Consider the following 18,705-nt stretch of genomic DNA (forward strand, 5'->3'; position numbering starts at 1 on the left):
CCATGAGTGACGACGCCCCCGCCAAGAGCCCGAACGCGGGCAAGAAGGCCAAGGACCTCAACGAGGTCATCCGCTACACGCTGTGGTCCGTCTTCAAGCTGCGTGACGTGCTCCCCGAGGACCGCGCCGGCTACGCGGACGAGGTCCAGGAGCTGTTCGACCAGCTCGCCGCCAAGGACATCACCGTCCGCGGCACGTACGACGTCTCGGGCCTGCGCGCCGACGCCGACATCATGATCTGGTGGCACGCCGAGACCGCCGACGAGCTGCAGGAGGCCTACAACCTCTTCCGCCGCACCAAGCTGGGCCGCGCCCTTGAGCCGGTCTGGTCGAACATGGCGCTGCACCGTCCCGCCGAGTTCAACAAGTCGCACATCCCGGCCTTCCTGGCCGACGAGACGCCGCGCAACTACATCAGCGTCTACCCCTTCGTGCGCTCCTACGACTGGTACCTCCTGCCCGACGAGGACCGCCGCCGCATGCTCAAGGACCACGGCATGATGGCCCGCGGCTACCCCGACGTGCGCGCCAACACGGTCGCCTCGTTCTCACTGGGCGACTACGAGTGGATCCTCGCCTTCGAGGCCGACGAGCTGTACCGCATCGTCGACCTCATGCGGCACCTGCGCGCCTCCGAGGCCCGCATGCACGTCCGCGAAGAGGTCCCGTTCTACACCGGCCGCCGCAAGTCCGTGGCGGACCTCGTGGCAGGCCTCGCGTAACCCTCCCCGCTTCACGCACCGGGCGGGCGCGGCAGCCGTAATTCGGTTGCCGCGCCCGCCCGGTGCGGGTTTCATCGAGAGGTCGAAGCCGAGAACAGGAAGATGGTGCTTGTATGCCCAGGGCCCCGCGGAACAGCTCGAAGTCAGCCCATTCCGCGACGCACTGGAGTCACTCCCACCATGTCCCGCAACACCTCTCGGCGGGCCCGCACTGAAGCGCGCGCCCAGTCCTTCCGCTGCCTGCACTGCGGTCTCGACGTCTCGATGACCGCGCCCGGCACCGGCCACCGCAACCACTGCCCCAACTGCCTGTGGAGCCGTCACCTCGACGACACCCCGGGCGACCGTGACGCGGACTGCGGCGCCCGGATGGAACCCCTCGCCATCTCCGTACGGGGAGACGGCGAGTGGATCCTCGTCCATCGCTGCATGCACTGCGGTGTCCTGCACGCCAACCGCACGGCGGGCGACGACAACGCCCTGCCGCTGACCCGGCTCGCGGTGCGGCCGCTGGCCCAGCCGCCGTTCCCGCTGGAGCGGCTCGGAGCCCTCTAGCGGCTAGTGGCCCTCGGGAAGAGCCGCTGCCCGCGCGCCGGACAGCGGCTCGGGCTCCTTGTGCGGCGCGCACTGCGCGGGCCGCTCGGGGAGCCTGCCCTCCAGGAGGTAGGACTCCATGTGGCCGTTGACGCACCGGTTGGGCCCGGCGGCGATGCCGTGCGTTCCCGCGTCCCGCTCGGTCACCAGCACCGAACCCCCCAGCCTGCGGTTCAGCTCCAGAGCGCCCTTGTACGGGGTCGCCGCGTCGCGCTCGGCGGCCAGGATCAGGGTCGGGGGCAGCAGGTTCGCCGACGCGCGGACGTCGAGGGGCTGCTGCCGGGGCGCGGGCCAGTAGGCGCACGGCAGGTTCATCCAGGCGTTGTCCCAGGTCTCGAAGGGAGCGGTGCGCGCGAGCTTGGAGTTGTCGCGGTCCCAGGTCGCGAAGTCCGTGGGCCAGGCCGCGTCGTTGCACTCGACCGCGGTGTAGACCGCGTTGCCGTTCTCCGACTCCTTGGCCGCCTTCGGCTCCGGCCCCGCCTGCTCGATCAGCGGCTTCGGGTTGCCCTTCAGATACGCCGAGAGCGCCGAGGCACGCGTCGGCCAGTAGTCGTCGTAGTACCCGGCCTGGAGGTACGCCGACTGGAGCTGGCCGGGCCCGACCTTCCCGCCCGCGGGCTTCTTCGCGACCGCGTCGCGCACCTTCTCGTAGCTCCGCGAGACGGCTTCGGGCGTCTTGCCCAGGTGGTATGTCTTGTCGTGCTTGGCCACCCAGGTGCGGAAGTCGCCCCAGCGCTGTTCGAAGGCGGCGGACTGGTCGAGGTTGTTGCGGTACCAGATCTGCTCGGGGTCGGGGTTGACCGCCGAGTCGAACACCATGCGGCGCACGTGCGTGGGGAAGAGCGAGGCGTACACGGCGCCGAAGTAGGTCCCGTACGAAGCGCCCATGAAGGTCAGCTTCTTCTCGCCGAGCGCCGCCCGCAGGACGTCCAGGTCACGGGCGTTGTTCAGGCTCGTGTAGTGCCGCACGTCCTGCCCGGAGCGCTTCACGCAGCCCTCCGCGTACGCCTTCGCCTGCTTGATGCGCTCCTGCTTGTACGCGGCGGACGGGTAGGTCGGAGCCTGGGTCGGCGCCTTGGCGAACCGCTTGGGGTCCTGGCAGGAGATCGGGGCCGAGCGGCCCACACCGCGCGGGGCATAGCCCACCAGGTCGTACGCCGCCGCGATGCGCTTCCACTCGGGGAGCATGCCGGCCATCGGGAAATACATGCCGGACCCGCCGGGCCCGCCGGGGTTGAACACGAGGGCGCCCTGCCGCTTGACGGCCTTGCCGCGGCGCGGTGCGGCCTTCTTCGTGGCCTTGACGTGGCTGACGGTCAGCTTGATCTGCTTGCCGTACGGGCGGGCGTAGTCGAGGGGCACCGAGACGGTGCCGCACTTGACCGAGGGCGGCAGGCCCTCCGACGCCGGACAGTCACCGAAGCGGATGCCCGCCGCCTCCGCGCGTTGGGCCGCGAGGAGGCTGCCGTGCGCCTCCAGATAGGGGGCGGGGTCGGCCGCGGACGCGCTTCCCGCGGGGGCGGCGACGAGGGCGGTCAGGACCAGGGATCCGGCGGTTCCGTAGAGGGCGGCTGCTGCTCTCATCGCTCTTCATTCCTTCATTCGGCCGTGCGTTGCTCGAATAAAAGGGATGATTCGTTCGGTAATTGGCGAAGTAAAGCACCGCCTCACCTGTTTCGGCTCAATGACTCCGATGCGCCGCATACCGGTGTGCGAAAGCCGCACGCAGTTCCGGATCGGCCAGGACGCGGGTGCCGCGTACGGCGACCGCGGTGAGATCCGAGCCGCCGCGCGCGGGGAGCGCGCTCAGGAGGAGCTGGCCCGCGGGCGAGGCCCAGCGGGGGTAGGGGTGGATCTCGAAGCGGGCGACGGCCAGGCAGCTCGCGTTCAGGACCAGCGGCAGCGCGAACCACAGCGCCACGGACACCTGCCCCGGCGGCTCCTGCGCGGGCATCAGCAGCGCCACGAGCCCCAGCGCGACCACCGCCGCCGTGGCGGCCCGCACTTGCCGGACCGCTCCGGCCACCCCGGACCAGGTGCCGTCGGGCAGGGCGAGACCTGCCGCGACGAGGCGGTCCGCGAGGGCGCGCATGGCGTCGGTGCCTGCCGCGGCCCGGCGTACCGGCGCTATCGGCGCCTGCCCGTCGGGCCCTATGGCGCCGAGCACGGAACGCTCCATGTCGTCGCCGCCCACCGGGTCGACGACCGTCGCCCAGCCGGTGTGCGCGAGCAGCAGGCGCCGGGTGCGGGCCATCGACACCAGGGTGAGGTCGGCGACGCGGTCGGGGCCGCCGGAGAGGAAGGCGGCTTCGTACAGCGTCAGTTCATGACGGCGCTCCGGGGCCGCGCCGTGCCGGGCGGCGCGGTACGCGGTGAGGCAGAGCCGGGCGCAGGACAGGCCCGTCACGACCCAGGCCACGAGAAGGAGGGGAAGCCAGAACATGCCGGTGTTTTTATGCGAGAAAGCGGGCTCGCGCCACGGGTTATTCAGCATGCGGACGCGGGATAGCGGGTAGGTAACGTTCCGCTTGGCGGCGGGGCTATTTCTTCCCTGTGCCGCCGCGTTCTTTCCCTTCGCGCTTCTCCTTCCCCTTCTCCTTCGCGGGTTTCGTCGGCTTGGTCGGTTTGGGGCGGGACGCCGGTGGGGGCAGCGGGAACGTGGGCGAGGGGGAGACCGGCGTCGCCGGAGCCGGGGTCCCGGCCGGACCGGGCGGGGCCGGGGAGCGGGTCACCGGATCGGGAGCAGCCGATGCCGCGTCACGGGCCAGGTCGTCGAAGTCGACGAGGCCCGTGCCCTCCAGGACCGTGATGTGGTCGAGGACCGTCGTGTTCGCGTCGTCGGCGAGCGCGCGCACCAGCGAGTTGCGGGTGGTCGCGCGGACCTCGGCGACCACCGAGAAGACCTTGCCGTGGGCGGCGCGCAGAATGTTGGCGAACATCTCGTCGTACGCCTCGCCGTGCGCGTCGCTCAGCTCGTCGAGCCACTCCCGCTGCTGGGGGTTGGGCTGATTGGGCAGTTCGAGGCTGAGCTGCGCCGCCACCTCGCGCACCCGCGCGTCCAGGAAGGTGTGGCCCTTCACGAGATGTTCGCCCGCGGTCTGGACCGCCGCGGTAGTGCCGCGCGCCTCGGCCTGCTGTCCGGCGGGGAGCTCCCACAGGCCCGCGAGGCGCACCTTGCTGATGAAGTCGCGGTCGAGCGCGGAGAGCGGGCCGAACTGCGTCGACACGGTCTCCGCGTTGAGTCTGTCCAGGCTGGTGCCCGACCTGTCCTCGTACGACCAGACGGGGAAGAGCAGCGCGGCCAGGGTCGCGACGAGTGCCGCGACGATGAGGCCGGTGCCGTTGATGGATCGCATGACGCCTCCTGTTGCGCGCCGCACGTTAGTGCGCCGCGGAGAGGCGCCTGCGGGATACCGCCCGGAGTACGTCAACTGCCGTACCAGTAAGGGGCATCGAAGACGGGCGCCCACTCTCCCTCCCCCCAAACCCCTGGCCAAAGCCCCGCCCAAGCCCTTGACCGGGGCCGAGACCGAGGCGAAAGCCGGAGCCCGGAGTCGGAGGCTAGGAGCCTCCGCCCCCGCAGCCGCCTCCGCCTCCGCCTCCGCCGCCCCCGCAGGACGAGCCGCCGCCGCAGCTGCCGGAGCTTCCGCAGGCGAAGCCGCCGCACGTCGAGCCGGCGTCGCCTCCGCCGCCCCCGCACCACGCGATGGTGGTCCCGGAGCTCGCGTACGCCGAGGAGGATCCCGACGTCGTCCGCCCCGGCCTGACGCGGTGCGCGGCCTCCAGCTGTGCGCGGAGCCCGGGGTCGAGCACCCCGACCAGGCCGTCCACCGCCACGCGGTGCGCCGCGCCGTGGACGTTCTCGCCCGCGGCGCGGTACTCCGCGAGGGCGGTCCGGCCCGTGGCGGTCACTCTGGCGCGGGCGGTGCGCCCGGAGAGCACGCCGACCAGAGCACCGATCACCCACACCGCGATCAGGACGATGGTCGACACGCTCACGGGATCCCACGAGGGGCCGTCGTCGTCCTCGACGGCGATGACGGCGATGACGAGGACGAAGCCGACGGCGCTGAGGATGTTGTGCCGGATCCTGAGGCGCCGCAGGCGGTTCAGGGCCTCGGGCCGCACCATCAGGCCGCGCAGCGCCAGCGCGTCGCCGATCGCCTGCACGGCGGGGCTGCGCATCACGCCGATGCGCAGCCAGTGCAGGGCACTGCTCGGCGCGGAGGCCCTGGCCTCGATCGCCGCGGCCTCCACCGGGTTGCGGGCCTCGGCCGACCGGATCTCGACGACGCCGGGAAACGCGACGACCAGCCGCCCGTCCTCGTGCAGACCCGCTATCGCGGCGTCGGCCACGCGGCCGGGGCCGCCCGCCAGGAAGGCCGCTTCCAGGGGGTCGAACACGGCTCCGTGCCGCGCGTCGGGGTGAGCGGGCGCGGCCTGCCGTACGCGGGACGCGCCGAAGAGGAGCGCGGCCGACGAGGCCGCGACCAGCAGGGCGAAACAGACGGACAGGATCTGCACGGCCGCCTCCTATCCCCGCCGCAGGGCGAGGCGAGCCGCCCGCAGCCACCGCGTGACCGGCTTGCCGTCCAGCGGCGCGGGCCCGGACCGCTCCAGCCACCACCGGGTGAGGCGACCGCGTGCCTCGGAGTCCTCGGGCTGCCCGGCGAGCAGCAGCCGCTCGGCGAAGTCCAGCGCGTCACGCCGGTATCCGCCGGACATCGGGCGCGCCTGGGCGTACGAGAGGAACCGCGCGCGATAGGACTTGCCGAGGATCTCCGGCAGCTCGGGCGCCACCTTCGCCACGACGTCCGCCCGCTTCCCGGCCAGCGCCCGGCTCTGCACGGCGAGCCGGGCCCGGTCGAACCCCTCGGGCGCGGGCGTCCCCGCGACGAGCGCGGACAGGAGCGAGGTCTGCGCGAGGGCGAGACGCTGCCGGGTGGGGTCGGGTACAGGGGAGGGGCGCGCGGCAGGCGCGGCGGCGGCCGGCGCAGTGCCGGTGGCGCTCTCGCCGGAGGCCGGCGCCCCCGCCCGTACGGTCTCCCGGATCGCGTCCAGCTCCCGCTCCAGCTCCTGCGGCGCCGGGAAGTTCTCGTCCCGCTCCAGGAGGACGCCCGGCGGGGTCACCCGGGATGCCAGGTCCGCGAGGATCGCGAGGACCGGCTCGGGGACGGGGTGGGCGTGGCTGTCGTGCCAGACGCCGTCCCGCTCGAAGCCGCCCGCGACATGGACGTACGCGATGGCCTCGACCGGCAGCTCGTCCAGGGCCTTCGCCGGGTCCTCGCCGCGGTTGACGTGGTTCGTGTGGAGGTTGGCGACGTCGATGAGGAGGCGGACGCCCGTGCGCTCGACGAGCTCGTACAGGAACTGCCCCTCCGTCATCTCCTCGCCGGGCCAGGAGATCAGCGCCGCGATGTTCTCCACCGCGAGCGGCACGGGCAGCGCGTCCTGCGCGATGCGGACGTTCTCGCACAGCACGTCGAGCGCGTCGCGGGTGCGCGGCACCGGCAGCAGATGGCCGGCCTCCAGCGGCTGCGAAGCCGTCGCGGGGCCCCCGGCGCGTACGAAGGCGATGTGCTCGGTGACCAGCGGGGACCCGAGGGCCTGCGCGCGCTCGGCGAGAGCCGCGAGGCGGGTCTCGTCGGGGCGGCCGGCGTCGCCGAGCCCGAGCGAGACGCCGTGCGGCACCACCGTCACGCCGCGTTCGCGCAGCCGCAGCAGGGAATCGGGGAGGTGCCCGGGGCACAGGTTCTCCGCGACCGCCTCGACCCAGTCGATGCCGGGCATCCGTTCCACGGCGTCCGCGATCTCCGGACGCCATCCGATTCCGGTCCCCAGATGTTTCATGTTCCCCCTCCTCCGCCAAGACCCCGCGTCGTGCTCGTTCACGTACTCGTGCATGCGCGCGTGTCTTGTGAACGTGTGGAGTGGTCATGGCCCCGACCAATGCGGCCGAACCCCTGAGGAGGGACGTTCAGAGCTACATTTGAGGTTCCGGCCTGTCCGTGTTGACTTCGCCCGGCGGCGCGGGCGAGGGCCGCGAGGTCGTGGACACATCACCGGTCGGGCCGGCCGGCGGGGGCTCCGGGGGAGTGACGCCGGAGGGCGGGGGCGGGCCGGTGGGGCTGGCCGTGGCGGTGGCGGCGCCGCCGTTGGCGATGTCGTCGAAGTCGACCAGACCCGTGGCCTCCAGCATCGTGATGTGGTCGAGGACGGTCTGGTTGGAGTCGCTGGCCAGCTGCCGTATCAGCGTGTTGCGGGTGCTGTCGCGCACCTGCGCGATCACCGCGAACACCTTGCCGTGCGCGACCCGCAGCAGATTCGCGAACTTCCGCTGGTACTCCATGCCGTCGGCCTCGGTCAGCTCCTGGAGCCAGCCCTGCTGCTGGGCGGTGGGCTGGTTCGGCAGCTCCACGCCGAGCTGCGCCGCGACCGCGCGGGCCCGCTTGTCGAGGTCCGTGTGGCCGACGATCAGATGGTCACCGGCCTCCTTGATCGCCTCGGTCGGCGCGCGCTCGACGGCCTGCTGGCCCGCGGGCAGCTCCCACAGTCCCGCGAGCCGCACCTTCACGAGGAGATCACGGTCGGCCGCCGACAGCGGGCCCCACTGTGTCGCCACGGACCCTGCGGCCAGATTGGCGGGCCCCGTGCCCGAGCGGTCGGCGTAGGACCACATGGGGAACGCGAGCGCCCCCAGTGTGACCACGAGTGCCGCGATGATCAGAGCCGTGCCGTTGATGCGCCGCAATGTGCCGTGCCTCCCTGCCCGGTCAACCTGCCGTGGAGGCAAGCTACTTCCTGGTACCGGGAGATACGGAAGAGGTGCGCGTGATGTTCAACGCTTTGCCCTACGAGTGTGCTCCTACTGCCTGACGTCCCAGGAGCGCCAGCATCTCCTCCAGCGGGGAAGCGTTCTCCGGTGTGGGCAGGGCAGGCGCGAACGCGGCACCCGGGCCCCGGCGTTCGGGGTCCTTCGGCACCCTGCGGGCGACTTCGAGAGCGGCCTCGACGACCGGCCGCGGGAGGTCGACGCCGATGCCGATGGTCGCCGCCACGTCCCAGGCGTGCACCACGTAGTCCAGGAAATGGAAACCGACCGCGATCCGCCCCGTGAACGTCCCGCCGATCTCGGGCAGGGTGAACCCCCGCTCCAGGACGTCCTCTTCGGCGAACGCGGCGAGGACGTGACGTACCGACTCCTCGTAGATCTTGAGCGGGTGGCGGCCGAGTTCCGGCGCGATCCAGTACGTACGGTCGGCGCCCGATCCCCGCGCCGCCGCCGCGAAGCCGTGGTGCTGCGCGGCCATGTGTGCCACCAGATCGCGCAGGGTCCAGCCCGCGCAGGGGGAGGGGCGGTTCCAGTCGGTGTCGCGGGCGGCGCGCAGGACGCGGAGCGATTCCCGGACGGCGGTGCGGTCCAGTGCGATGAGGTCGGTCATGGGCTCTTACGTTCCTTCCGGGGTGTGAACGGACTTGCTCGGCCAGGGAGTTGAGTCGGAGAGCAGTGCGTGTGCGGTGGCCCAGGCGGCCGCCGGGTCGAGCCGGTCCGTCGTCCAGGAGGTGGCGCGCGCCGTGCCGCGGTTCTTGTGCGCGCGGACGATCCGTATGTGGTCGGGGCGCCCGACGAACGCGTACAGCGCACGCTCGCCGGTCCAGAGCGACACGGACCCCGAGCGCTTGTGCCACGGGTCGGCCCAGAGCCACATGCCGACGGCGCCGGGCGTCTGCGGCCAGCTCCTGCGCAGCCGCAGGCCCGCCAGGGCGATCGGGACGGTCTGGGAGTGACGGTCGGCGGTGAACTCCGTGACGCTCACCAGGGCCGGGCCCTCGGTGTGCGCCTCGGGGCCCGCTTGCCAGGGCGAACGCATGATCGGGCGTGTGGTCGGGCGTGTGATCGAGCGTGTGGTCGGTGGAGGCATGCGGCTAGCGTAAATCTAAACGAACGGTCGTGCTACTTGTTTGCCGGTATGGGGCCGGTATTGGTTCCGCACCCGATCGGGCGGACGCTTCAGGGAAGTTGCGGCACCAGCGACGGGTCCGCCGCCGCCCCGCGCAGTCGTGCCGTGATGGCGGCGCTCGCCCTGCGGTAGGCGTCCGGCTTGTCGTGCAGCACCGAGTGCGCGTTCGCCGCCTCCAGGAAAGCGATGAGCTCGAAGGCCAGCTGGGTGACGTCGGTGTCCGGACGCAGTTCGCCGGTGTCGCGGGCCTCGGCGACACAGCCCTCCACCTGGCCGTTCCAGTCACGGTCGGCAAGCACAAGCGCGTCGTGCACCGCGCCCTCGCGCGCGTCGAACTCCGCGATCACCCCGTAGAAGAAGCAGCCGCCGGGGAAGATCCGCTGCTCCGAGTAGTCCAGCCAGCGCGCGCACAGCTGCCAGAGCCGGTCGAGGCCGGGCGGGGACTGGCGTGCCGGTTCCACCACGTTGTCCAGGAAGATGCGGCCCGCCGCGCGGATGGTCGCGAGCTGCAGCTCCTCCTTGGAGCCGAAGAGCGCGAAGACCCCGCTCTTGCTGAGCTTCAACTCCGTTGCGAGACGGCCGACCGAGAGCGCGTCAAGGCCCTCGACCGAGGCGATGTCGACCGTGCGGCGCAGAACGAGGCGCCGGGTCTGGTTGCCGCGCTCGACGCGGCCGTCGAGCTTGGCGCCCGCTGCCGCCCGCGCCCCCGCCCGCGCGTCCTCGCTCACGCCGGGCTCGCTCGCCATGCCGGTCTCGCTCGCCATGCCGGGTCTCCTCAGCGCCGTTCCGTCGTGCGTTTCCCGAGGTACATCCTCTCTCGTCGCGCCGCCCCCGTGGGCGCGCACGTCAGACCGCCGGGCCCGGAGGTGTGAGGAGCGTCCGGCGGACGGTGTCGCGGAGCCAGCGGTGGCCTCCGTCGGCCGCCTGGCGGGGGTGCCATGCCATGCCGATGGACAGGGGCGGCAGGGGCAGCGGGACGTCGAGGAGGCGCAGGCCGAGCGTGGTGGCCGGGGTGCTGAGGGGGGAGGGGGCGGCGCCGGGGAGCGCGGTGGGCACGAGGCACACGACGTCGCTGCCGGCGGCCAGGGTCATCGCGGCCAGATGGCTGGGGAGGACGACGGCGACCCGCCGCCTGAGGCCCAGCTCGGCAAGGGCGCTGTCCATGGGGCCCTTGAACCGGCCTCGGCGGCTGACCACGACGTGCTCGGCGGCTGCGAGCCGCTCCGGAGTCAACGTCCCTTCGGTGAGGGGGTGTCCGGGACGGACGGCCGCCGTCATCACCAGAGTGACGAGCTCCTCGACCCGGGTCTCGGGATCGACGTGGTCGATGGACCCGACCTCCAGATCGATCCGGCCGTCACGGAGAGCGGGTCCGGCCTCCAGATCCTCCGCCCTGAACCGCAACGAGACGCCTGGCGCCTCCTGTTGGGCCAGCCGCAGCAGCCCGGGAGCGAGAGCCGCGCCGATCAGGTCGGCCGCCTGGAGGGTGAAGGTGCCGCGCAGCGAGGCGGGGTCGGCCGCGGCGCCGGGAGTGAGGAGCGCGCCGAGACGGCTTACCACCGTGGCGGCCTCGTCGCGCAGGGCCCGGGCGCGGGGTGTGGGGACCATCGTCTGGCCGGCCCGGACCAGGAGGGGGTCCTGGAGGATGCGCCTCAGGCGGGCGAGCGTACGGCTCATGGCGGCGGGGGACGTGTGCAGGCGCTCGGCGGCGCGGGTGACGCTCTCCTCGGCCAGCAGCGCGTCGAGGGCGACGGCGAGATTGGCGTCGATGACGGATTCTGGGCTCTTTGAGCTCTCTGGGCTGCTCGGACGGTGCGGACCGCTGGGACTGCCCGGACGGCTGGGGCTGCTAGAAGTGCTGCTCATCGGCGTTATTCCATTTCAGGCAATGATCCCTTGCTGAAGTTCCCATTGTGGCAACACCGCGGTCCTCCACAGGATGAGGGACGTACCGATCCGGCACGACCCCACGAGGTTTCCATGATCGTCATTACCGCTCCCACCGGGAACATCGGCCGCCACCTGCTGCCCCTGCTCCTGGAGTCCGCCCCCGCCAGGGGCGAGGAACTGCGCGTGATCGTGCGCGATCCCGACCGACTCGACGGCGCGGTGCGCGAACGCGTCGAGGTGATCACCGGCTCGCACGGCGACCCCGAGGTCGTCGACCGCGCCTTCGACGGCGCGGACGCCGTGTTCTGGCTCGTCCCGCCGGACGCGTCCCTGACCCCGGAGGACGCCTACCGCGGATTCACCCGTCCCGCGGCGAAGGCGCTCGTCGCGCACGGCGTCGGCCACGTCGTCGGCGTCTCCGCGCTCGGCCGCGGCACCCCGGTCGCCGGACGCGCGGGACTCGTCACGGCTTCCCACGCGATGGACGACCTCATCGCGGACACCGGCGTCGCGTACCGGGCCCTGGCCAACCCGTCCTTCTTCGAGAACCTTCTGGAGGAGGCCGAATCGCTCCGGGACAAGGGCGTCTTCACCGACACCGCCGAGGCCGACCGCCGGGCCCCGATGGTCGCCGTCGCCGACATCGCGGCCGTCGCGGCCCGTCTGCTCCTCGACCGCACCTGGACCGGCAGCGAGGACGTCCCGGTCCTCGGGCCGCAGGACCTGTCTCCCGATGACCTGGCCCGCATCATGACCGAGCAGCTCGGCCGCCCCGTCCGCTACGAACGCCAGCCGCTCGACGAGCTGTACGACACCCTCGTCGGCTTCCGTCTGAACGAGGCGTTCGCGCGGGGCGTCGTCGACATGAAGCGGGCCAAGAACGAAGGGCTCGACGCGGGGGCAGTGCGCACGCCGGAGACGGCAACCCCCACCACCTTCGAGCAGTGGTGTGCGCAGACGCTCAGGCCGGCCGTCCTCTCCTGACCACGACGTCAGGCCACAACTCCCGACTACACCATCACCGACCCACGCCCAGGAGGCCCAGCCATGTCAGCCCAGAACACCACCACCGCACCCCCGGTCACCGCGTTCATCCTCGTCAAGACCACGCCCGAGTGGCTGGCCATGACCCCGCAGGAACGAGTGGACGCCTTCTCCACCCGGGTCATCCCCGCGATCAAGGCCAAGACGACCGGCGTCCGCTCACGCTTCTACGACACGGAGTTCTACTCCGCCCGCGTCACCGACGTATGGGTCTGGGAGGCCGACGACCACGAGGCGTACCAGCTCCTCATCGACGCACTGCGCGAAACCCCGTTCTGGGACCGCTACTTCGAGATCGTCGACCTGCTCGTAGGCACCGAGAACGGCTACGCCCGTACCTACGGCCTGGACCCCGTGGCCAGCATCAGCACCTGAACACCCTGAACACAGGGGGAGGACTCAGCGGCGCAGGGCGGGGTGGTCGGCGACCACGGTGCAGGAACCGGGCGCGATCTCCGTGAAGCCCGCGTCCCGTACCACCGGCAGGCCGCTCGCCACGAGTTCGCGCCAGAGCGCGGCGTCCGGGGTGCGCACGGAGAGCGGGTATCCGGCGTCACGCCAGGCCGTGCGCTCGTCGTCCGACAGCTCCCACCACGCCAGTTGGGCGCCGTGCCCCGCCTGCGCCATCGCCTTGCCCGCCGACATGTCCACGTCGGGGCTCATCCACAGGACCGGCGCGGTCGCGTCCGCGGGCGGCACCGGCTCCGGGTCGTCCAGATCCGTGCCGGACACCTGGAGCTTCGCCAGGTCCTTGGGCCAGCCGTCCAGCGGGATGGGCGGGAAGACGCGGACCTCCGCGGACTTGCCCGTGACCGTGATGCCGGGGAGTGCCTCGGCCCGCCGCCACTCTGCCCCGCGGGCCCGGCGCACCACCTTGCGGATCCGGGCGTCCTGCCAGTCCCGCATGGCCTGCGCCCACTCGCCGTCGCCGAGGGACCGCTCGTCGCCGAGCATGACGAGCACCGCGCGGGCCGCGGTCTCCAGGGCGTCCGTACGGTGCGGGGGCTCGGCGCGCTCGATGCGGGCCACCAGCGGCAGTACGTACTGCGGTGCCTCGTCGCGGGGCGTCGGCTCCACACGGAAGGGGCTGTCCCCGGGGTCTTGGCCGGCCTGCGGCCCGGGAATCCCGGCGGAGTTCTGATCGCTGCTCACGGGCCCAGTCTGCCAGCCCCGCCGGGCCGGACACCGACCTGGCCGGGGGCTTCGCCGCCTCAGCCGGAGCAGGCCGTGCGCTGTGCCTCGTGCCATTCGCATACGGGGCACAGCGTCACGCCTTTGTGGGTCTCCGGGTACTCGGTGGGCTTGCGGCACAGCACGCACTCGGCGAACGGGCCGTCGGCGGAGTCGGTGGAATCTGCGGAACCGGTGGAGCCGGCCGTGTCGGTGGTGTCGTCCATGCGGGTCAGGCTAGCCGCGTGTTCCGGCCGCCCGGATCTGCTCCGACACCCGCACGAACCGGAAGCCGCGCTCGCGCAGCTTCGGGATGATCGTGCGCAGGGCGCGCTCCGTCGTGGGGGCCGCGCTGCGTGTGCAGTGCATGACGACGACCGAGCCGGGCCGTACCCCATCGAGCACCTGCCGGGCCACCGCGTCGGCGTCCGTGGCGAAGGCGTCGCCGCTCACCACGTCCCACTGCACGGCCGTGACACCGCCGGGCGCCAGCGCGCGCAGCGACCGCTTGTCGTAGCAGCCGCCGGGGAAACGGAAGTACGGAACCTGGTGCTCGATGCCCGCCTTGCGGAAGGCGGCGAAGGCGCGCTCCATGTCGGCACGCATACGGGAGGCGGGGACGGTCGGCAGGCCGTAGCAGCGGTCGGTGAAGGCGTAGTGGCTGTAGGAGTGGTTGGCGACCTCGAAGAGCGGGTCCCGGCCGATGTCCTTGGCCTGCGCCGGGTACTCCTCGGCCCACCGTCCCGTCATGAAGAACGTCGCGGGCACCTTCTCCCGGCGCAGCGTCCGCACCAGCGCCGGATTGTCGAACCGCTCACCCGCCGCGGCGCGGGGCCCCTGGTCGGCGGTCATGTCGGCGTCGAAGGTGAGGGCCACGATGGGGGCGGCGGACGCCGGGGTCCGCGGGGCGTTCTTGAAGACGGGGGTGAGGCCCGCGGGCCCGGGAGCGAGCGTCGCGGGGCGGGGCGGCGCACTCGCCGTGGCGCTCGCGTTCCGCTCACGGCCCCCCGCCTCCGCCCCCGCCCCCGTACCCGGAGCCGGGTCCGAGCCGCAGGCGGCGAGCGTGATGAGGGCAAGGGCGGACAACGCGCAGGCGGTGGTCAGTCTTCGTGCCGGGGTGATCATGTTGCGAACATATCGGCACAAATAGGATTAAAAGGGTAAGGGCGTGTTGGTTAACCCCGGACGGCCGAACCGCCGGCGGCCCCGTACGCGGCTCGCCGGCAATCCCTGACATGGAGGGCGTGCTCCCTTGGCGTGGTCGTCGACCTCCTTGCCCAGCACAGCGCGACGATCCCCACCCCCGAATCCGGCGACTTCCGCCAGGACCTGCACGAGCTGGCCAGGGCCATCGCCGACATCGTGCGCGGCGCCTTCATGGCACGCACCGAGCACGTCGCCCGGCTCGTGCACCGCGCCGTCGAGCAAGTCGAACTCCCCCCGGACACACAGGCCAAGGAAGTCATCGCGGCCCTGAGTGCCCGCCTCTGCTACCGCCTCCTCTACCGCCTTCTCACCCTCCGCGGACCCATCGACGACCGCCTGGTCCACGCGAGCGCCGAAGCCGCCTGTCACGCGGAACACGCGGGAGTGTTCAACCCGTCGCAGTCGCAGTCGGAGTCGCAGACACAGCCGCTGTCGCCCCCGTCGTCGGCGACACCGCCTCCGTGAACCGCTGCCGCAGCAACTCGTACTCCTTCTGACGGCGTGGCAGGCGGCCCGGCGGTCGGTCCACGGAGCGCGGTGCCGTGACCCGCTGGCCGAGCCGGAACTGCTCATGCGTCAGGTCCAGTTCGACCCCGCTCGCGAGGCGGTTCCACCAGTGGAAGCCCTGCTGCTCGCCCTCGGCCGACCACACCTCGCCGACCAGCAACTCGCCGCCGAATATGTCGTGCACGAGGATCGCGGTGATGTCGCAGTGCCCCCACGCGGGGTTCCCGGCGGTCCACGGGGCGCGAGCGACATCGTCCGGCGAGCACGTGTCGGCGGACCAGGCGGCCCGCAGCGCCGCGGAGAGCCCGGTCAGGGTCAACGGTTTCGCACTGGTCAACGGCAGCGGATTCATGACGATCACAATGACACCCACCACTGACAATTCCGCTCGCCGGCGCATCCCGCCGCCACGGACGACGAAAGGCCCCTCCATGCGCTCGACCCTCTTCAACGTCGCCTTCGACTGCGCCGACGCGTACGAACTGGCCCAGTTCTGGAGCAAGGTGGTGGGCCACCCGCTCAACGACGACGACCTGCCCGGCGAATCGACCGCGGCCATCGCCCTGCCCACCGGCCTTCACCTCTACTTCGCCAACGTCTCCGAGCCGAAGACCCAGAAGAACCGCGTCCACCTCTGCCTCCAGCCCGACGGCCCCCGCGACCAGGAGGTCGAACGCCTGCTGGCGGCGGGCGCCACCGTGGCGGCGGACCGCAGGAACCCCGACGGCACCGGCTGGGTGGTCTTCACCGACCCCGAGGGCAACGAGTTCTGCGTGCTGCGCAGTGCCGCGGCACGCGCGGCCGGTGACCCGGCCGGCTGTGACCGGGCCGCTCACTGACGGCTATGGCCCGCTCGGGCCGGCGTACACGGATCAGCCCGCACAAAATCGTCCCGCTTCCGCCGCGAGATCTTTGTTCACGCGGCGTATCCCCAGAAGTAATCACGGCTGATTGGATATGCGGCGCCACATCAGCCGCATCATGTGGACCCTCACACCCCCCACTCCCCGGGAGATTCAGTGCCGCACCCAGCGCTGCGCAGGACTCACGCCGCCGCGATCACCACGGTGCTCGCCGCGGCCACGCTCGCCGCCGTCGCCCCGTCCGCGACCGCCGCCGACGCGCCTGCCGCGTCCGTCGACACGCCCGCACTCAAGGTGCTCTCGTACAACGCGTTCCTCATGAGCAAGAACCTGTACCCCAACTGGGGCCAGGACCACCGCGCCAAGGCCATAGCGGCCGCGGACTTCTTCCAGGGCAAGGACGTGGTCGTCCTCCAGGAGGCCTTCGACAACTCCTCGTCCGACGCCCTGAAGGCCGACGCCGCCGACCGCTACCCCCACCAGACCCCCGTCATGGGCCGGAGCAAGGACGGCTGGGACGCCACCGGCGGCGCGTACTCCTCGGTGACCCCGGAGGACGGCGGAGTCACCGTCCTGAGCAAGTGGCCGATCCTGCGCAAGGAGCAGTACGTCTACAAGGACGCCTGCGGATCGGACTCGTTCTCCAACAAGGGCTTTGTCTACGCCCAGTTGAACGTCGACGGCAAGAAGGTGCACGTCGTCGGCAGCCACACCCAGTCCACCGACCCGGGCTGCGGCTCCGGCGAGGCCGCGGCGACCCGCGCCTCGCAGTTCAAGGAGATGAACGCCTTCCTGGACGCCAAGAACATCCCGGCGGACGAACAGGTCATCGCCGCGGGGGACTTCAACGTCGACTCGCACAGCGACGAGTACGCCTCGATGCTCGCCGACGGCGGCTTCGCCCCCGCCGACGGCCGCGGCGGCCACCCGTACTCCTTCGACACCCGGGACAACTCCATCGCCGCCGAGCGCTACCCGGACGACCCCCGCGAGGACCTTGACTACGTCCTGCACCGCAAGGGCCACGCCCGCCCCGCCACCTGGCACAACGAGGTCGTCAAGGAGCAGAGCGCGCCCTGGACCGTCTCCAGCTGGGGCAAGAAGTACACGTACACCAACCTGTCCGACCACTACCCGCTGATCGGCTCCTAGCGACTGCGACTGCGACTGCGACTGCGACTGCGGCTGCGACCGCGACCGCGACTGAGGCTGCGCCTGCGCCTGCCGGGAAGGGCCGGGTGCGCGACGAACCGCCGCGCACCCGGCCCCAGGCCGGATCAGGTCAGGTCAGGTCCGGTGCCAGGGCCCCGTCACGGCGAACGTCGTACCGGGCGTGTAGCAGTTGACGTACATCGTGTCGTGGTCCGGCGAGAAGCAGACGCCCGCGAACTCGCCCCACTCGGGCTCCTCGGGGGTGCCGATGTTCTGCTTGCCGCGGGCCATCGCGTAGACCTCGCCGCGCCGCGTCAGGCCGTACACGTGCTGCGCGCCGCCGCCGTCCTCGGCCACCATCAGACCGCCGCTGGGCGCGAGGCAGATGTTGTCGGGGGACTCGCCGGGCAGCTGGATGTCGGTGCTCGGGCCGAAGACGATCACGAGGGTGAGACGGCGCTCGGAGGGGTCGTAGCGCCAGATCTGCCCGAAGTGGTCGCCCGCGGAACCCTCCGCGCTGTGGGCGAACGACGAGACGAAGTAGACGGACTTCCCGCCCCAGTAGCAGCCTTCGAGCTTCTGCGCGTGGGTGATGCCCTTGGGGCCGAAGTCCTGGTCCCTGATGGGCGTCTGGGCGGCCAGCGGGTCCGGCACGTCGACCCATTCGATGCCCTTGAAGCTGGCGCCCGTCTCCTGGATCGCGGACAGGTCGGGCACGCCCGGCACCCGCATGGCCTGCAGCGTGCCGCCCGCGCGGAGCGAGCCGCGGCCGCCCTCGGGCTTCTTGGGCAGGAACCGGTAGAAGAGGCCGAAGGGCTTGAGGAAGGCGTCCTCGGTCTCGTAGACGATCCCACGGCGGGGATCGACGGCGATCGCCTCGTGCTGGAAGCGGCCCATCGCCGTGAGCGGCACGGCGCCGGTGCGCTGCGGGTCGACGGGGTCGACCTCGAAGATGAAGCCGTGGTCCTTGGTGTAGCCGTTCGTGCCGGCCTTGTCCTCGGTCTCCTCACAGGTCAGCCAGGTGCCCCAAGGAGTGGGGCCACCCGCGCAGTTGACCGCGGTACCGGCGATCGCGACGCGCTCGCCCAGGACGTTGTTGTGCCGGTCGAGTTCGAGCGCCGTACAGCCGCCCTTGCCCATCGGGTCGTAGGTCACGCCCTTGACCGTGGGCACGGGAATTCTGCCGTTGTGGCGGTTCTCGTGGTTGCGGACGAGGTTCGTGCCGCCTTTCTTGCCGCGGAACGTTGCCATGCCGTCGAAGTTGCTCGGCACCTTGCCCTCACCGGACGGCAGCTCGCCGCCCTCCCGCGAGAGGACCTTGTAGCGGAAACCTTTCGGCAGGTCGAGAAGGCCCGCGGGGTCGGGCACCAGCGGCCCGTACCCCGCCTTGCCCTGTGCGGCGGCGCTTCCCGCGAAGAGCTCCGAGAGCGCGCCGGTGAAGGCGATTCCCGCACCCACCGCACCGGTACGGGCTAGCACCTGACGTCGTGTCGTGGACATAAAAGGTCGACCTCCTGCTGGCGGACAGGAACATGACCGGATGTGTGTACCACGCGCCTAGGCGTGCGGGAACCACGCGCGTAGCGGTGAGTCGTC

Annotated in this window: 22 protein-coding genes; 7 read left to right on the forward strand and 15 right to left on the reverse strand. The window is 71.7% G+C overall.

Going from position 1 to position 18,705, the window contains the following annotated elements; all coding sequences use genetic code 11:
- Positions 1 to 2 precede the first annotated feature (2 nt).
- On the forward strand, positions 3 to 722 hold the full coding sequence (hemQ, locus tag ABZ906_RS01345; RefSeq protein ID WP_361194864.1) for a hydrogen peroxide-dependent heme synthase: 720 nt from the start codon (positions 3 to 5) through the stop codon (positions 720 to 722).
- Positions 723 to 902: 180 nt separating this feature from the next.
- Entirely contained in the window at positions 903 to 1,277 is a 375-nt protein-coding gene (locus tag ABZ906_RS01350; protein ID WP_361375987.1) for an RNHCP domain-containing protein, read from the forward strand.
- Positions 1,278 to 1,280: 3 nt separating this feature from the next.
- Here ABZ906_RS01350 and ABZ906_RS01355 read toward each other — a convergent pair whose 3' ends face one another.
- The 10 genes from ABZ906_RS01355 to ABZ906_RS01400 all read right to left on the reverse strand — a co-directional run bounded on the left by ABZ906_RS01355 (position 1,281) and on the right by ABZ906_RS01400 (position 11,143).
- Positions 1,281 to 2,900, reverse strand: coding sequence for an alpha/beta hydrolase (locus ABZ906_RS01355; RefSeq protein ID WP_361375990.1), 1,620 nt, complete (start codon positions 2,898 to 2,900; stop codon positions 1,281 to 1,283).
- A gap of 97 nt (positions 2,901 to 2,997) precedes the next feature.
- Complete coding sequence (locus ABZ906_RS01360) at positions 2,998 to 3,759, reverse strand: TIGR04222 domain-containing membrane protein (RefSeq protein WP_361375993.1); 762 nt, start codon at positions 3,757 to 3,759, stop codon at positions 2,998 to 3,000.
- Between the two features lie 97 nt (positions 3,760 to 3,856).
- Positions 3,857 to 4,672, reverse strand: a complete 816-nt coding sequence (locus ABZ906_RS01365) for a DUF4142 domain-containing protein (protein WP_361375996.1) — start codon at positions 4,670 to 4,672, stop codon at positions 3,857 to 3,859.
- 205 nt (positions 4,673 to 4,877) lie between these two features.
- Entirely contained in the window at positions 4,878 to 5,840 is a 963-nt protein-coding gene (locus ABZ906_RS01370; RefSeq protein WP_361375999.1) for a TIGR04222 domain-containing membrane protein, read from the reverse strand.
- Between the two features lie 9 nt (positions 5,841 to 5,849).
- Positions 5,850 to 7,166, reverse strand: a complete 1,317-nt coding sequence (locus ABZ906_RS01375) for a DUF692 domain-containing protein (RefSeq protein WP_361376002.1) — start codon at positions 7,164 to 7,166, stop codon at positions 5,850 to 5,852.
- 133 nt (positions 7,167 to 7,299) lie between these two features.
- Entirely contained in the window at positions 7,300 to 8,067 is a 768-nt protein-coding gene (locus ABZ906_RS01380) for a DUF4142 domain-containing protein (protein WP_361376005.1), read from the reverse strand.
- Positions 8,068 to 8,167: 100 nt separating this feature from the next.
- A complete protein-coding gene (locus tag ABZ906_RS01385; protein ID WP_361376008.1) occupies positions 8,168 to 8,758 on the reverse strand; it encodes a TIGR03086 family metal-binding protein in 591 nt (196 codons plus the stop codon).
- Between the two features lie 6 nt (positions 8,759 to 8,764).
- Positions 8,765 to 9,238, reverse strand: coding sequence for a hypothetical protein (locus tag ABZ906_RS01390; protein ID WP_361376011.1), 474 nt, complete (start codon positions 9,236 to 9,238; stop codon positions 8,765 to 8,767).
- Between the two features lie 89 nt (positions 9,239 to 9,327).
- Complete coding sequence (locus ABZ906_RS01395; protein ID WP_361377989.1) at positions 9,328 to 10,023, reverse strand: TetR/AcrR family transcriptional regulator; 696 nt, start codon at positions 10,021 to 10,023, stop codon at positions 9,328 to 9,330.
- Positions 10,024 to 10,123: 100 nt separating this feature from the next.
- On the reverse strand, positions 10,124 to 11,143 hold the full coding sequence (locus ABZ906_RS01400) for a LysR family transcriptional regulator (protein WP_361194847.1): 1,020 nt from the start codon (positions 11,141 to 11,143) through the stop codon (positions 10,124 to 10,126).
- Positions 11,144 to 11,257: 114 nt separating this feature from the next.
- Here ABZ906_RS01400 and ABZ906_RS01405 point away from each other — a divergent pair, with 114 nt between their 5' ends.
- The gene (locus tag ABZ906_RS01405) at positions 11,258 to 12,151 is read left to right on the forward strand and encodes an NAD(P)H-binding protein (protein WP_361376014.1); all 894 of its coding nucleotides are present in this window, start codon (positions 11,258 to 11,260) and stop codon (positions 12,149 to 12,151) included.
- A gap of 63 nt (positions 12,152 to 12,214) precedes the next feature.
- Entirely contained in the window at positions 12,215 to 12,586 is a 372-nt protein-coding gene (locus tag ABZ906_RS01410; RefSeq protein ID WP_361376017.1) for a darcynin family protein, read from the forward strand.
- 24 nt (positions 12,587 to 12,610) lie between these two features.
- Here the strand turns inward: ABZ906_RS01410 and ABZ906_RS01415 are convergent, their stop codons facing one another.
- The 3 genes from ABZ906_RS01415 to ABZ906_RS01425 are packed head-to-tail and all read right to left on the reverse strand — an operon-like array spanning position 12,611 to position 14,506.
- Positions 12,611 to 13,363 carry a peptidyl-tRNA hydrolase gene (locus tag ABZ906_RS01415; RefSeq protein ID WP_361376020.1) on the reverse strand — a complete coding sequence of 251 codons (753 nt, stop codon included), beginning with the start codon at positions 13,361 to 13,363 and terminating at the stop codon, positions 12,611 to 12,613.
- A gap of 59 nt (positions 13,364 to 13,422) precedes the next feature.
- Positions 13,423 to 13,608: a hypothetical protein gene (locus ABZ906_RS01420; protein ID WP_361376023.1), complete on the reverse strand. Its 186-nt coding sequence runs from the start codon at positions 13,606 to 13,608 to the stop codon at positions 13,423 to 13,425.
- 10 nt (positions 13,609 to 13,618) lie between these two features.
- The gene (locus ABZ906_RS01425) at positions 13,619 to 14,506 is read right to left on the reverse strand and encodes a polysaccharide deacetylase family protein (RefSeq protein ID WP_361376026.1); all 888 of its coding nucleotides are present in this window, start codon (positions 14,504 to 14,506) and stop codon (positions 13,619 to 13,621) included.
- Positions 14,507 to 14,638: 132 nt separating this feature from the next.
- On the opposite strand from ABZ906_RS01425, the gene ABZ906_RS01430 reads away from it, so the two are divergent.
- A complete protein-coding gene (locus ABZ906_RS01430) occupies positions 14,639 to 15,052 on the forward strand; it encodes a hypothetical protein (protein WP_361376029.1) in 414 nt (137 codons plus the stop codon).
- Here ABZ906_RS01430 and ABZ906_RS01435 read toward each other — a convergent pair.
- Positions 14,976 to 15,446 (reverse strand): hypothetical protein, encoded by a 471-nt coding sequence (locus tag ABZ906_RS01435; protein ID WP_361376032.1) that lies wholly within the window; start codon positions 15,444 to 15,446, stop codon positions 14,976 to 14,978. The two genes, ABZ906_RS01430 and ABZ906_RS01435, sit on opposite strands and share 77 nt — an antisense overlap.
- A gap of 79 nt (positions 15,447 to 15,525) precedes the next feature.
- On the opposite strand from ABZ906_RS01435, the gene ABZ906_RS01440 reads away from it, so the two are divergent.
- Together ABZ906_RS01440 and sph are read left to right on the forward strand one after the other, a co-directional pair.
- The gene (locus ABZ906_RS01440; protein WP_361376035.1) at positions 15,526 to 15,933 is read left to right on the forward strand and encodes a VOC family protein; all 408 of its coding nucleotides are present in this window, start codon (positions 15,526 to 15,528) and stop codon (positions 15,931 to 15,933) included.
- A 180-nt stretch (positions 15,934 to 16,113) separates the two neighbouring features.
- The gene (sph, locus tag ABZ906_RS01445; protein ID WP_361376038.1) at positions 16,114 to 17,109 is read left to right on the forward strand and encodes a sphingomyelin phosphodiesterase; all 996 of its coding nucleotides are present in this window, start codon (positions 16,114 to 16,116) and stop codon (positions 17,107 to 17,109) included.
- A 135-nt stretch (positions 17,110 to 17,244) separates the two neighbouring features.
- Here sph and ABZ906_RS01450 read toward each other — a convergent pair whose 3' ends face one another.
- Positions 17,245 to 18,609: an alkaline phosphatase PhoX gene (locus ABZ906_RS01450; protein ID WP_361194829.1), complete on the reverse strand. Its 1,365-nt coding sequence runs from the start codon at positions 18,607 to 18,609 to the stop codon at positions 17,245 to 17,247.
- Positions 18,610 to 18,705 lie beyond the last annotated feature (96 nt).

Source organism: Streptomyces sp. NPDC046925 (genome assembly GCF_040644915.1).
In the GTDB taxonomy this organism is placed as follows: Bacteria; Actinomycetota; Actinomycetes; order Streptomycetales; family Streptomycetaceae; genus Streptomyces.

Excerpts from the sequence above, each read along its gene's own strand:
- ABZ906_RS01440 (WP_361376035.1), top strand. The coding sequence starts at position 15,526 with ATGCGCTCGACCCTCTTCAACGTCGCCTTCGACTGCGCCGACGCGTAC.
- ABZ906_RS01410 (WP_361376017.1), top strand. The coding sequence starts at position 12,215 with ATGTCAGCCCAGAACACCACCACCGCACCCCCGGTCACCGCGTTCATC.
- ABZ906_RS01395 (WP_361377989.1), bottom strand. The coding sequence starts at position 10,023 with ATGGCGAGCGAGCCCGGCGTGAGCGAGGACGCGCGGGCGGGGGCGCGG.
- ABZ906_RS01385 (WP_361376008.1), bottom strand. The coding sequence starts at position 8,758 with ATGACCGACCTCATCGCACTGGACCGCACCGCCGTCCGGGAATCGCTC.
- ABZ906_RS01355 (WP_361375990.1), bottom strand. The coding sequence starts at position 2,900 with ATGAGAGCAGCAGCCGCCCTCTACGGAACCGCCGGATCCCTGGTCCTG.
- ABZ906_RS01375 (WP_361376002.1), bottom strand. The coding sequence starts at position 7,166 with ATGAAACATCTGGGGACCGGAATCGGATGGCGTCCGGAGATCGCGGAC.
- ABZ906_RS01425 (WP_361376026.1), bottom strand. The coding sequence starts at position 14,506 with ATGATCACCCCGGCACGAAGACTGACCACCGCCTGCGCGTTGTCCGCC.
- ABZ906_RS01435 (WP_361376032.1), bottom strand. The coding sequence starts at position 15,446 with ATGAATCCGCTGCCGTTGACCAGTGCGAAACCGTTGACCCTGACCGGG.
- ABZ906_RS01360 (WP_361375993.1), bottom strand. The coding sequence starts at position 3,759 with ATGTTCTGGCTTCCCCTCCTTCTCGTGGCCTGGGTCGTGACGGGCCTG.
- ABZ906_RS01390 (WP_361376011.1), bottom strand. The coding sequence starts at position 9,238 with ATGCCTCCACCGACCACACGCTCGATCACACGCCCGACCACACGCCCG.
- ABZ906_RS01405 (WP_361376014.1), top strand. The coding sequence starts at position 11,258 with ATGATCGTCATTACCGCTCCCACCGGGAACATCGGCCGCCACCTGCTG.
- ABZ906_RS01400 (WP_361194847.1), bottom strand. The coding sequence starts at position 11,143 with ATGAGCAGCACTTCTAGCAGCCCCAGCCGTCCGGGCAGTCCCAGCGGT.
- ABZ906_RS01365 (WP_361375996.1), bottom strand. The coding sequence starts at position 4,672 with ATGCGATCCATCAACGGCACCGGCCTCATCGTCGCGGCACTCGTCGCG.
- hemQ (WP_361194864.1), top strand. The coding sequence starts at position 3 with ATGAGTGACGACGCCCCCGCCAAGAGCCCGAACGCGGGCAAGAAGGCC.
- ABZ906_RS01420 (WP_361376023.1), bottom strand. The coding sequence starts at position 13,608 with ATGGACGACACCACCGACACGGCCGGCTCCACCGGTTCCGCAGATTCC.
- ABZ906_RS01450 (WP_361194829.1), bottom strand. The coding sequence starts at position 18,609 with ATGTCCACGACACGACGTCAGGTGCTAGCCCGTACCGGTGCGGTGGGT.
- ABZ906_RS01350 (WP_361375987.1), top strand. The coding sequence starts at position 903 with ATGTCCCGCAACACCTCTCGGCGGGCCCGCACTGAAGCGCGCGCCCAG.